This window comes from Paracoccaceae bacterium, assembly GCA_012103375.1.
Taxonomy (GTDB): domain Bacteria; phylum Pseudomonadota; class Alphaproteobacteria; order Rhodobacterales; family Rhodobacteraceae; genus WLWX01.
The window spans coordinates 1,088,324-1,101,009 of sequence record WLWX01000001.1 but is presented as its reverse complement, the minus strand read 5'-3'; the positions used below and the strand labels follow the sequence as shown (position 1 = coordinate 1,101,009).

The 12,686-nt window shown below is 60.6% G+C and carries 12 protein-coding genes and 1 pseudogene; 9 read left to right on the top strand and 4 right to left on the bottom strand.

The window, feature by feature from the left end; genetic code table 11:
• The first annotated feature begins 132 nt into the window (after positions 1–132).
• From GKR99_05790 to GKR99_05755, 8 genes and pseudogenes are all read left to right on the top strand, one after another.
• On the top strand, positions 133–1,350 hold the full coding sequence (locus GKR99_05790) for an AAA family ATPase (GenBank protein ID NKB27074.1): 1,218 nt from the start codon (positions 133–135) through the stop codon (positions 1,348–1,350).
• A gap of 91 nt (positions 1,351–1,441) precedes the next feature.
• Positions 1,442–2,815: a CpaF family protein gene (locus GKR99_05785; protein ID NKB27073.1), complete on the top strand. Its 1,374-nt coding sequence runs from the start codon at positions 1,442–1,444 to the stop codon at positions 2,813–2,815.
• A gap of 12 nt (positions 2,816–2,827) precedes the next feature.
• Complete coding sequence (locus GKR99_05780) at positions 2,828–3,790, top strand: pilus assembly protein TadB (protein NKB27072.1); 963 nt, start codon at positions 2,828–2,830, stop codon at positions 3,788–3,790.
• Between the two features lie 13 nt (positions 3,791–3,803).
• Entirely contained in the window at positions 3,804–4,781 is a 978-nt protein-coding gene (locus GKR99_05775) for a type II secretion system F family protein (protein ID NKB27071.1), read from the top strand.
• Between the two features lie 6 nt (positions 4,782–4,787).
• A complete protein-coding gene (locus GKR99_05770; protein NKB27070.1) occupies positions 4,788–5,363 on the top strand; it encodes a tetratricopeptide repeat protein in 576 nt (191 codons plus the stop codon).
• Positions 5,364–5,406: 43 nt separating this feature from the next.
• Complete coding sequence (locus GKR99_05765) at positions 5,407–6,081, top strand: tetratricopeptide repeat protein (protein ID NKB27069.1); 675 nt, start codon at positions 5,407–5,409, stop codon at positions 6,079–6,081.
• 183 nt (positions 6,082–6,264) lie between these two features.
• A pseudogene (locus GKR99_05760) lies at positions 6,265–6,504 on the top strand (hypothetical protein).
• A 16-nt stretch (positions 6,505–6,520) separates the two neighbouring features.
• A complete protein-coding gene (locus tag GKR99_05755; protein ID NKB27068.1) occupies positions 6,521–7,009 on the top strand; it encodes a hypothetical protein in 489 nt (162 codons plus the stop codon).
• A 148-nt stretch (positions 7,010–7,157) separates the two neighbouring features.
• Here GKR99_05755 and GKR99_05750 read toward each other — a convergent pair whose 3' ends face one another.
• Complete coding sequence (locus GKR99_05750; protein ID NKB27067.1) at positions 7,158–8,777, bottom strand: hypothetical protein; 1,620 nt, start codon at positions 8,775–8,777, stop codon at positions 7,158–7,160.
• 136 nt (positions 8,778–8,913) lie between these two features.
• On the opposite strand from GKR99_05750, the gene GKR99_05745 reads away from it, so the two are divergent.
• Entirely contained in the window at positions 8,914–10,227 is a 1,314-nt protein-coding gene (locus GKR99_05745) for an ATPase (protein ID NKB27066.1), read from the top strand.
• Between the two features lie 266 nt (positions 10,228–10,493).
• Here GKR99_05745 and GKR99_05740 read toward each other — a convergent pair whose 3' ends face one another.
• Genes GKR99_05740 through GKR99_05730 form a run of 3 tightly spaced genes read right to left on the bottom strand, consistent with a single transcriptional unit; the run spans position 10,494 to position 12,682 of the window.
• The gene (locus GKR99_05740; protein ID NKB27065.1) at positions 10,494–11,021 is read right to left on the bottom strand and encodes a PIN domain-containing protein; all 528 of its coding nucleotides are present in this window, start codon (positions 11,019–11,021) and stop codon (positions 10,494–10,496) included.
• On the bottom strand, positions 11,018–12,223 hold the full coding sequence (locus tag GKR99_05735; GenBank protein ID NKB27064.1) for a methyltransferase domain-containing protein: 1,206 nt from the start codon (positions 12,221–12,223) through the stop codon (positions 11,018–11,020). The genes GKR99_05740 and GKR99_05735 overlap by 4 nt, the downstream gene beginning before the upstream one ends.
• Before the next feature lie 60 nt (positions 12,224–12,283).
• Positions 12,284–12,682, bottom strand: coding sequence for a DUF2177 family protein (locus tag GKR99_05730; GenBank protein ID NKB27063.1), 399 nt, complete (start codon positions 12,680–12,682; stop codon positions 12,284–12,286).
• Positions 12,683–12,686 lie beyond the last annotated feature (4 nt).

Genomic DNA, 12,686 nt, shown 5'->3' with positions numbered 1-12,686 from the left:
AGGGTCATCGTCGCTCTGTAGGGAGTATTGCGCGCAGAATCAGTGCGCGCGGGTGGGTTTTGCCCAGGGGTGACACCGCAGGTTGCGGTCCGTTCCGATGGGCCAAGCCGGGGTTATACGAAGGGGAAACCGATGGCGACGAGCGCCGTAATGCAGCCGGAACCAGCGCCCATCCTGGCCTGCACCGTCAGCCGCGATGTGCAGAAGTTCGATCTGCTGATCGAGGACATGGAAACGGAACTCGGAGAGAGCTGGGGCGACCTGACTTATGAAGACGCGTCGCTGTTTCTATCCCAGTCGGACGCAGATTCCCTTGAATTCATTGCCATCGCGATGGATGAGGAGGACGAGGCTGACCTGACCACCGTTTCCCAACTGATCAAACTGGCAAGCGCCAGAAAAATCCGAACGCTTCTGATCGCCGAAAAGGTCACCCCGATTACCCTACACCAGTTGCTGAAACTGGGCGCTCAAGAATTCGTCCCCTACCCTCTTCCCGATGGTGCGCTGCACGACGCGATCGCGCGGATGCGCAAACCGGAAGTGATTGAAAAAGCAGAAGCCGCCGACACCACCACCCATATCAAGGCGACTGGCGACCGCGACGCCGTCCTGTTGCCGGTGCACGGGCTTGCCGGTGGCGTTGGGGCCACAAACTTTGCCGTGAACCTTGCCTGGGAACTGGCAAATCTTGACGTCAACGGTCAGGCGCCGCGTGTGCTTCTGATTGATCTGGATCTGTCGCGTCGCGACGCCGTGTTCGAAGTTCTGTCCACGACTGAAACGATGGACCAGGAAAGCTTCATGCAGTCCCTGCAGACGTTTGAAGACAAGATGCAGGTTCTGACCGCACCTGCGGAAATGCTACCGCTGGATATCGTTGGTCCCGATGACATCGGGCGCATCCTGGAAATGGCGCGCACCAACTTCGACTATGTCGTGATCGACATGCCGCCCACGGTCGTTTCCTGGACCGAAACGGTGCTGCATTCCGCACATGTGTATTTCGCGATGCTGGAACTGGACATGCGTTCGGCGCAGAACACCCTGCGCCTGATCCGCGCCTTGAAATCCGAAGAGCTGCCGTTTGAAAAGCTGCGTTACGTGCTGAACCGGGCGCCGAAATTCACCGATTTGGCGGGCAAAAGCCGCGTGAAGCGGTTGGCGGAAAGCCTTGAAATCACGATTGAAGTTCTGATGCCCGACGGGTTGAAGCAGGTCGCGCAGGGGTGCGACCATGGCATCCCGCTGGCCAATGGCGCACCAAAAAACCCGCTGCGCAAAGAAATCCAGAAACTGGCGGAATCAGTCCATGAACTGAACGAGTCGGTGTCAGCCGGTAGTCATTAGAAGGTAGATCTCAGTGTTTTCAAAGTACAAGAAAGGCGCCGCCAAGGGGCAAGGCCAGCCAAACCTGACCTCGATTGACGGCGGTACCGACATGTCCGCGCAGGCGGCTGAACCTGCCCGCGTTCTGCGCAAACCTTCCCCGACTGAGGCCGGCAACAGTTCCGCGCCGCAGGACGAAAAAGAACGTAAGCGCAAGGAACGGCTGGCCGAAATCAAGGTCGAATTGCACAAACGCCTGCTGGACAACCTGAACCTGGCCGCGCTGGATGGTGCGAACGAAAAAGACCTGCGCAACGAGATCATGGCCATCACCGCCGAGGCGCTGGAAGAACTCGGCATCGTTCTGAACCGCGAAGAACGCACCACGCTGAACCAGGACCTGTTTGACGAGGTAACCGGCCTTGGCCCGCTGGAAGCGCTGCTGAAAGACGATGGCGTCAACGATATTCTGGTCAATGGCCCTCAGCAGATTTTCGTGGAACGCGACGGCAAGCTTGAAATCAGCTCGATCACGTTCAAAGACGAACGCCATCTACTTCGGATCATTGACAAAATCGTCAGCGCGGTGGGTCGCCGGGTCGACGAAAGCAACCCCTATGTGGACGCCCGTCTTGCGGACGGATCGCGTTTTAACGCGATGGTGCCGCCGATCGCGGTCGATGGCTCTTTGGTGTCCATCCGCAAATTCAAGAAAGAGAAGCTGGCCATTGACGATCTGGTGGATTTCGGTGCCTTCACCGAAGAAATGGCCGCCTATCTACAGGCCGCTGTCGCCTGCCGTCTGAACGTCATCGTCTCGGGCGGTACGGGTTCTGGTAAAACGACCACGCTGAACGCGCTGTCGAGCTTTATCGACAACTCCGAACGTATCCTGACGATCGAGGATACGGCCGAACTTCAGCTGCAACAGACGCATGTGGGCCGGATGGAAAGCCGCCCGCCCAACGTCGAAGGCAAGGGCGCGGTAACCCAGCGCGATTGTTTGAAAAACGCGCTTCGGATGCGCCCCGACCGCATTATCGTGGGTGAGACGCGCGGCGAAGAAGTCATCGACATGCTGCAGGCCATGAACACCGGCCACGATGGATCAATGACGACGATCCACGCTAACTCGGCCCGTGACGCGGTTTCCCGTCTGGAAAACATGATCGCCATGGCCGGGATCGAGATGCCGATCAAGGCCGTGCGCGCGCAGATCGCTTCGGCTGTGAACCTTGTGGTACAGGCCAGCCGCCTTCAGGATGGATTGCGCCGGATGGTTTCCATCACTGAAATCACCGGGATGGAGGGCGACGTTATCTCGATGCAGGAAGTGTTCCGGTATCAACGCACCGGCCTGACACCCGAAAACAAGATCATCGGACATTTCACGGCCTCTGGCGTGCGATCCCATTATTCCGAACGGTTCAAGATGTGGGGCTATGACCTGCCGCCTGAATTGTTTGAACCAACGGCAGCGGAGTAACCTGTTATGACAATCAGTCCCGAACCGATTATTTACGGCCTTATATTCATTGCCGTTCTGCTGCTGGTCGAAGGCGTCTATCTGACCATCTTCGGCAAATCCATCAGCCTGAACAGCCGGGTCAATCGCCGACTTGATATGCTGGAAAAGGGCGGCGGGCGCGAGAAGGTGCTGGAACAACTCCGCAAGGAGATGAGCCAGCATATGAAATCACGCTCGATCCCGCTGTATTCGATCCTGGCGGGCAAGGCACAGCGGGCGGGTATCGCGTTTTCACCGCCCCAGCTGATCGCGGTGATGGTTGGTTTGGCAGGATTTGCCTTTGTCGGCCTGACCTTCGGAACCGGCGCAAACCTGCCAATCCGTATCGCAGTCTCGATCGCGATGGGCGTCGGCGGCGTTTATGTCTGGGTGAACAATAAGGCCAAGAAACGCCTTAGCATGATCGAAGAACAACTGCCTGACGCGGTGGAACTGATGGTGCACAGCCTGCGCGTTGGCCACCCGTTCTCGTCCGCGCTTGGCATTGTCGCGACCGAGGTTGCGGATCCGCTGGGCTCGGAAATGGGCATCATCTCGGACGAAAGCGCCTATGGTCGTGACGTCGGCGACGCGTTGAAAGCCATGGCAGAACGGCTTGACATGCAGGATTTGCGCTTCCTTGCTGTGGCGGTGACGATCCAGCAAACCTCGGGCGGTAACCTTGCCGAGATCCTGGGTGGTCTGGCCAAGGTGATCCGGTCACGCTTCAAACTGTTCCGCCGGGTCCGCGCGATCACCGCCGAGGCGAAATGGTCCGGCATGTTCCTGAGTGTGTTTCCGCTGGGCGCGCTGGTGATGATCAACGTCATTCAGCCAAATTATTATGACGAAGTGAAAGAAACAGCCGCCTTCATTCCCGCCTGCCTTGTCGTGGCCGGTTTTCTGGTCGCGAACGTGTTCGTCATGCGCGCACTCGTAAACATCAAAGTCTGAGGAGGGCGCGATCATGGAAGCCATCAATGAATTCCTGACCTCAAACATGGGTCCGCTTGGCCCGTTATTCGCGGTCGGTGGGCTTGGTCTGCTGCTGATCATTCTGACCCTGCCGATCATGCTGAGAAAGCAGGTCGACCCGCTGTCCAAGCTGAAGGATGAGCCCAAAACCGCCGGGGACGCGCCCGAGGGGAAGCGCAAGCTTCGCCATGAAGAGAAGAAAGACAAGCTCGAAAAATACTCGAACTTCCTGGAACCCCAGGACGCCGAAGAACTGTCGGCAGCGCGGCTGAAGCTGCTACAGGCCGGATACCGCAGCAAGAATGCGGTGCGCACCTTCCACTTCCTGCAATTCGCGCTGGGGGTTCTGGGGCTGCTGGCCGGGGTCGGCTATGTTGTATTCCGCAACGCAACCGGGGTGGAAACTACGGTCTCTATGATGATGATCTACATCATCATTCCGGGTTCGATTGGGTACATGCTGCCCAAATACTGGGTCACCAAGCGGGTCCAGACCCGGCAAGAGGAAATCACCAACGGCTTTCCCGACTCGCTGGACATGATGCTGGTCTGCGTCGAGGCCGGGCAATCGCTGGATCAGTCGATCATCCGGGTCAGCAAGGAAATCCGCGCAGGCTTCCCTGCGCTGGCCGATGAATTCGAAATGGTCAGTCACGAGTTGAAGGCCGGTAAAGATCGCGTTGCCGTGCTGCGCGATATGTCCGAACGCGCCGGGGTGATGGATGTGACAAGTTTTGTGACTGTGTTGATACAGTCAGCCACCTTCGGCACCTCAATCGCAGAAGCGCTGCGGGTCTATGCCGCCGAAATGCGCGACAAGCGCGTGATGCGTGCCGAGGAAAAGGCCAACACCCTGCCAACCAAGATGACACTGGCGACCATGATGCTCACGGTTCCGCCACTTCTGATTATTCTTATTGGCCCGTCGATCTATAGCATCTATGAAACGTTGCAGAACATCAGCTTCTAGGCGTTTATGAAACGACAGTATTGCGCAGGCATCTTGGCAGCGGCAGGCATAACGCTTGCCGTTTCCGGCTGTCAGAAGGGTCTGAAACCGATTGAGGGCAGCCCCTATGCCCCCGGCACCCGCGCCGCACCACTAAGCGACAGCGTCGACGGCCTGGCCGTTGGGCACCGCCTGATGGAAGCGGGCGAATTTGAGCTGGCGTTGAAATCCTATTACCGCGCGGCGGGACGCCAGGGGGTGAATGTCGATATCCTCAGCGCGATCGGATCCGCGAACTTGCGGCTTGGGCGGTTGGGTCAGGCCGAACAGATGCTGCGCCGCGCGTTAGAGGCGGACCCGAAATTCGTACCCGCCCTGAACAATCTGGGCGTCGTGCTGATCGAAACCGGCCGCGCAGGCGAAGCAGAACACGTTTTTCGCAACGCTTTTTCGCTGGATAGTGGCCAATCTGCCGCCATTCGGGAGAACTTGAGATTAACGCTCGAAATTCTTGAGAATCCAGACTATTCTGCCGAGGATAAAACCGAGTTCGCGCTGATGCGCCGTGGCACCGGGGATTACCTGTTGCTGACGACGCCCTAGCACAAAAGCGGACCGACCCGAGCAGAACAGAGGACGCAGGCACATGCGCCATTGGACAATTACGACACTCGCAGTTTGCGGGGCATTGGCCCTGTCCGGCTGCGATAAACTTCGCAACGGCATGACAGGCGGTGACGCGGAGGTGGAACGCGCGATCCAATCCGTCAACGTGATCGACGAAACCAACATGAACGACATCATGCTGACCGTCGCCGACCCGAACGAGGCGGTGGCCTATTTCAAACGCGCCACCGGCGACAACCCCGACCGGATCGACCTGCAGCGCGGGCTGGCGAAATCGCTGATCCGCGCCAAGCGCCCGACCGAAGGCGCGACCGCCTGGGCAAAGGTGGGCACGATGGAGGGGTCGACCACGGACGACCAGATCTCATTGGCCGACGCGATGGTGCGCGCGGGCGAATGGGACCAGGCCGAGGCGCAGCTGGATCGCATCCCGCCGACACTGGAATCCTTTGACCGGTATCGGCTAGAGGCGATGATGGCCGACAAGAACGAAGATTGGAAACGCGCCGACAGCTTTTATGAAACCGCCGCCGGGCTGACGACCACGCCCGCCGGTGTTCTGAACAACTGGGACTATTCCAAACTGACGCGCGGCGAATACCGCGATGCGGAAAAGCTGTTCGTGCGCGCAATCACCTACAATGAAAAACTGTTCACCGCCGATTGTGTTGAAAAACTCCGTTTTAGGGCCTGAACGATGATTTTTCTTTCCATGCAGCCCGATCCTAAATTTTTGGCGCGGGGGTCGGCCCAAATCGCCTACATGCGCTCACGCGCAGCCATGCGCTGTCTCGTGGTCAAAGCTTTCCGACTATTTCGCTTCATAGGTTTTCGCAAGAAATCCGCGACGCTCTGATTTCGGAGTTTTTCAACACAATCCGCCAAAAACAACCTGGTGCTGGCCCGTGGCGCACAGCGCAATTACGACCTTCCCGTCGTTCCGATGGATCAGGTCGAACGGGCGCAATTGCTGCACACGCTGGCACTTTCGGCGATCAAGCAGGGTGACGTAAAAACTGGCAAGGGCCTGTTGCGCGACGCGATCGACACCCATCCGCAGCATTTCGAGGCCGCCGTGCGCAGCCTGCGTGCCCTAGAAGCCAACGTCCAGAACTAGGGACGACGTAACCATGATGAGCCTTCAATCGGGAACCGCGCTCTGGTTCCTGATCCTGACCGCGCCGGTCTGTCTGTACACGGTCTGGACCGATCTGGCGTTCATGAAAATCCGCAACACAGCGGTCCTGGCACTGGTGGTCGTCTACGCTGCGGTCGGGTTGATGACCCTGCCGCTTGTGGACTGGGGCTGGGGCTGGGTCAGCCTGGTGGTGGTCCTGGCACTGGGTTTCATCGCCAACAGCCTGATCGGCTTTGGCGCCGGTGACGCCAAATTCGCCGCCGCAATGGCCCCCTTCGTGGCCTATCCGGACATTACAAAGGTTGTGTACCTTTTGGCGGCCTTCACCATCGTCGGCCTGATCACCCACCGCGTTGCGCGCCGCATCCCGGCCGTGGTGAACGCGACCCCGCATTGGGAAAGCTGGGGGCGCAAGGATTTCCCGCTGGGCATCGCCCTGGCCCCCACGTTGATCGCCTATCTGGCGCTTGCCGCTTTTCGCTAAAGCGCCAACCTGATCTTCCAAGTCGCTGTTGAATGGCCGGTGCGCGCCGCAGGCGCATGGCGCTCGTCCTCGGCACTGGTTCCTATCGAATGGATGATGCCGAAGGTTGCCAACCCCTGGCACCCAACCTCGCCGTACCTGGCGTGCCTCAGGGCGCATCTACTTTCAGCAGGACGTAATCCGGCGTGCGGTGCACCTCGGTCAGTGGCACGTTGAATTCCGCAACCTCGTCCAGCACGCGTTTTCGCGTCACTTCATGGTTCGGGCAAAGCGGCACAAGCATGACATCCGCGTTTTGCAGCCCCGTCAGCCCGCCATAATACCAGGGCGCGCCGCTTTCCAGCGCGTCCTGCGGACCATAAAGCCAGAAGGCGGAAAAGACATCGGCGGTGAAAATTTGCGTTCCTGCGCCATAGCCCGCCGCCGCCAGATCCGCCGAGATCGCCGCCGTCCAGGCCGAGATTCCCAATTGAGTCTCGCATGGTTCCAGCGCCTCACCCAGCAGGATTGCAGGCTCGTCGCGTAAATCGGGGTCGTTCCAGGGCGCATCCGTCGCCCCCGGCATCGTCAGGTCCACACGCCGGTTCAGCCGCAGGGCACGGATGTCAACGGTCAACAGATCGGCCAGCCGGGGGTCACCTGAAATCAGCGCGACATAATCTGACTTGTCAGTGGCGACATGGCGAAACGGGCTTAGCAGAATGTTGATGAACGTGCCGAAGGACAGCGCCATTGCCATCGCCGCCACCAGCGTCAGCGCCCGCCGACCGCGCAACCAGTCGCCCGCCTCATTGTCGATCCGCAAGCCCAACGGCACCAGCATCAGCCCCAGAAGCCACAGCCATCGCGGCTCGTTCCCCCAATTCTGCCAGGCGATCAGCACAAAGCCGGGAAACAGCAACATCAACGCCAGCCCGGCGTTTTTCGCACCTGAACGGCGCAGGATCACCACAGCCGCCAGCGCCAGAAGCGACCCACCCAGAAACGCCGGGCTGGCCGCCGTGCCGGCATATCCGGCACCGGGGTGCGGGCGCGTTTCGGCGGTGGCAACGACCAGCAGATCACGCGCATAGCTTGCCCAGAAATCAACGCCACCCCACAGCGCGATCCCGACAGCAACCAGCCCGCCAACAATCACCGCCACGCCCAGCGTCGCCATCTTGCGGCGCACCACTAGGATCAACAGGATCGCGGGACCAACACCGACGAAAAACGCCATCTTGGTCAGAACCAGCGCAGCCGCCCCGGCCCCAAGGATGACCCCGTCGATCCGGGGTCGCGGGCGCCCAATCACCGGCAGCACGGCGACCGAGACCATCAGAAAAGTCACCGCCCAGGCCCAGCGGTTGTAATGCATCGAAATCGAGGCTTCGGTCCCGCCAAACATCATGCCCAGAACCAGCGTCAGCGCGACAGCCGCGAACACCCAGGCCCAGCGACCGGGATACCGGCTGAGCGCGACCCACCAGATCGCGGGCGCAAGCACCGCCGCAACCAGAAACTGCGCCGCCAGGATCGACATGCCGACCCCCAGTCCAGTCTTGAGGAACAGGACAATCGGCGCAAACGCCAATGCCCCGATCGGGGTCATGAAATCCAGATGCGGGCGCTGCCCGTCCTCCATCCGCAGCAGGATCGAGACAAGATGCAGCGTGTCACCTTCATGCAGGCGGATGTAGAACGCGCCCGGCCAGAAGGTCACTCCCCCCAAGACGGCGGCGAATCCGATCATGATCGCCGCAAGAATGGCTGGATTTGCTCTGCTCATGCCCACTCTCATTCATTTTTTGGCCACAATAAACAGTCAGGGTGGCTGCAACAGGATTGTTGCCGCCGAACCCGGCGATTTTCAGGCGACGCGATGGAAAGAACACGCAATGCGCGTGGGATGAAAGGGGCAGACGATGAACATGCACACCACGACCGGGGTAACGCCGCCGCCGGCACCGCGCACATTGCAAGACATGCGGCTGACCCATGTGATGATGCGGGACATTCTGCTGAAGACGATCTTCCGCCAGAACGTCGAACACGTGACCGAGATTGCGCGCATCGTCTGCCTGCCCGTCGCCGTAACGCAGGAGCTGGTCGACATGGCGCGCGATCAGAACATGTTGCAGGCCACCGGTACGCTGCACGCGAACTCGGGCAACGAAATGGGGTATCAGCTGACCGATTACGGCAAGGCCCGCGCGCTGGACGCGCTCAGCCAGTCGGAATATTTCGGCGCAGTGCCTGTCCCGCTGGAGGTTTATGCAGAACAGGTCAAACGACAGTCGATCCGAAACATCCACATGAGCCGGGATCAGCTGACCGGGGCCATGGGCCATCTGGTGCTGCCGGATGAGTTGCTGGACCATTTGGGCCCGGCGGTCGGCTCGGGCCGGTCGATCCTGATGTACGGCCCGCCGGGCAACGGCAAATCCTCAATCTCGAACGGTATCAGGGATGCCTTGGGCGACAAGATTTATGTGCCGCGCGCAATCGAATATTCCGGTCAGGTGATAACGGTTTACGACCCGATTGTTCATTCAAAAGCTGAAGAACAGCAGGACGACCCGAACTCCCTGCGCCGCACCAGCAACGTTTATGACCGCCGCTATGTCTATTGCGAACGGCCTACAGTGATCACCGGTGGTGAACTGACCATCTCGATGCTCGATCTGGTCTATAACCCCACGGCGCGAACCTATCAGGCGCCGCTGCAACTGAAGGCAACCGGCGGCGTCTTCATCGTCGACGACCTTGGCCGACAGGTCGAACCGCCGCAGGCGCTGGTCAACCGCTGGATTGTTCCGCTGGAAGAAAACAAGGACATCCTGGCCCTGCAATCGGGCGAGAAGTTCGAGGTTCCGTTCGACACGCTGGTGATCTTTTCAACCAACTTCCACCCGAACGAGATCTTCGACAAAGCCGCCCTGCGCCGGATCTTCTTCAAGATCAAGATCGACGGGCCGAACCAGGAAGACTACCTCAAAATCTTCTCGATCGTGGCCCGTGCCCGAAAAATGGAGCTGGATGAGGCGACCCTGCGCCATCTGCTGACGGTGAAATACCCAACCATCGACAATGTCTATGCAAACTATCAGCCGATCTTCCTGATCGACCAGATGCGCGCGATTTGCGACTTCGAGGATATCCCCCACCAGATGTCCCCGGACCTGATAGATCGCGCCTGGGCGAACATGTTCGTCAAGGAGGAAGAGATTATTCACTAAGTCGGGTCGGTCCCGCTGCGCTGTTGCCACCTACGCCCATTGCACGTGGCGCCCGGTGCGCGCCGCAGGCGCAGGGCGCACGCCGGACCGGCCCCACCGGTCTGGCGTCGGTTCAAGGTGGACTCTTCCAGTTTAGTTGACGGCTAACATGGCACCATAAATCATGCCCGCCAACCGTCGCTGCGCCAGTCCGCCGGTCCGGCGTGCGCCCGGCTCAGGGCAGGCGTTCAACTTCGGGCAGCGTTGCAGATCAAGTGGAAGACGCCCTAACCCAGCGCCTTGCCCAACCGTGGCAAACGCGCCCGTTTGAGCAATCCACGCAGCGGCAGCGCCGTCCCCGACATCCGTTGCGCATCACCGTGAACCCCGGCAACGATCCCGGCCAGATCGACGGATCCGGTGTGGAGCACCTCCAACAGAAACTCATCCGGGTGCCGCCGGATAATCCCCTCGGCCGCCAGGGCGCGGGTCGGGAAATCGCGGGTGTTCAACGTCAGAAGCTCGGTCGCGCCGCCGTCAATGGCGGCCGCCAGAACGTGATGATCATCGGGGTCCGGCAGGTGCAGCCGCGCCGTGGTGGCCGGGTTGACCGTCACTTCCGCTTCGGGCCAGTCCGCGCGCAACAGCGCAATCTCGGCCCCGCCATCTGCCCCGTTGCGCGCCGCGGCGCGCGCCCATTCTTCCAGGATCCGCGCCGACCAGAGCGGTACAAACGCCCCTGCCCCGGCGGCCCCGATCACGATCCGGCGCAGCACCGTCGGGTACAGAACGCAGGCGTCGATCAGAACCTTCATGACAGGCGGAAGAACAACGCCTTGAGGTAGCCGCTTTCGGCCAGCGCCGGGTGCAGCGGATGATCCGGCCCGGCGAACCCGGTGTGGATCAGCTGCGCCCCCCGCCCGCCAATGCCCCGGATCGAGGCGGCGCGAAACTTCTCAAGATCAACCGCGTGTGAGCACGAGCAGACCACCAGATACCCCCCCGGCGCCACCAATGCCGCGCCCAATCGTGCCACCCGCTGATAGGCACGCAGACCCGCTTCCAGCGCACCCTTGCCAGGCGCGAAGGCAGGTGGATCGCAAATAACGACATCAAATTCCGACCCCTCAACCGCCAGCGCCTCCATCACCTTGAAAGCGTCGCCTTTGCGGGTGTCGAAACGATCGGCAACGCCCATCGCTTCGCTGCCTTTTGTCGCCAACGCCAATGCCGCCTCGGACCCGTCAACGGCCAGCGCCCTGTCAGCCCCGCCCGCCAATGCCGCCAGGCCGAAGCCGCCCACATGGCTGAACACATCCAGCACCCGCGCGCCTTTCGCCAGCCGCGCCGCCATCGCCTGGTTCGCGCGCTGATCGAAGAACAGCCCGGTCTTCTGCCCCGCCAGTAAATCCGCCAGATAGATCGCGCCATTCATCGGCACCTGAATTGGCGCGCCAAGGTCGCCCACGACAACAGAAGACACGTCATCCAGCCCCTCAAGGCTGCGCGCCCGTCCGCCCGCATTCTTCACCACCGTCCGCACCCTGGTGACAGAGGTCAGCGCCGCGACGATCTGATCAAACATAACCTCTGCCCAGGCGGCGTTTGGCTGAATCGCGGCCACATCGCCGAAACGGTCGATGATGACGCCGGGAAAGCCGTCCGCCTCGGCATGGATCAGGCGATAGAATGGCGTGTCGTACAGACGCTCTCGGTGGCGCAGGGCTGCCGACAGGCGGTCCTTCAGCCAGCCCTCACCGATGTCGGCCACTGGATCTGCATCCAGCACCCGGGCCGCGATTTTCGAGGATGGGTTCACAGCAACCCGCGCCAATGGCCGGCGGTTGGTATCCTCCAGCACGGCGATGCTGCCGGGGGCCAGCGCTTTGGTGCGCCGGTCCATCACCATCTCATTGGCATAGACCCAAGGGAAGCCGCGTAAGACCCTCCGCGGGTCGGTCTTTGGCAGCAATCGGACGGTCGGTCCGGCGGTGGTCTGATCGTTTTTCTGTTCCATGGGCGGCTACCTATCGCAGCCTTGCCAGCGGCGAAATCACAATCCGCCGCAAACCGCCCGTCAGGTCACCGCGCGCGTGATCATCACCCCGGCCCAGGCCGCAAATCCGGTCAGCGCCCCGCCCCAGATCGTATCCACGACAACCTGCTGGCCCGACCAGTCCTGTAGCGTTGCATAGTTGGTGAACTCATAGGTTCCATAGGCCATCAGCCCAAGTATCACCCCCCCGATCAGCGCCGCGACCGGATCGTTTGCCCGCATCGCGGGGACCGCGACAAACCACAACACACCCGCGACATAACCAAGATAGAACACGCCCGCCGGCACAAAGCGAAACGGATCAGCCATCAGATGCCCGATATGGCAATCAAAGACCGGCTTGATCAACAGGCGAAGGCCAATCGCGTCCACAACAAGGAAGACAAGCGCGGTCGCGACATAGAGGATCAGGATTTTCATGGGC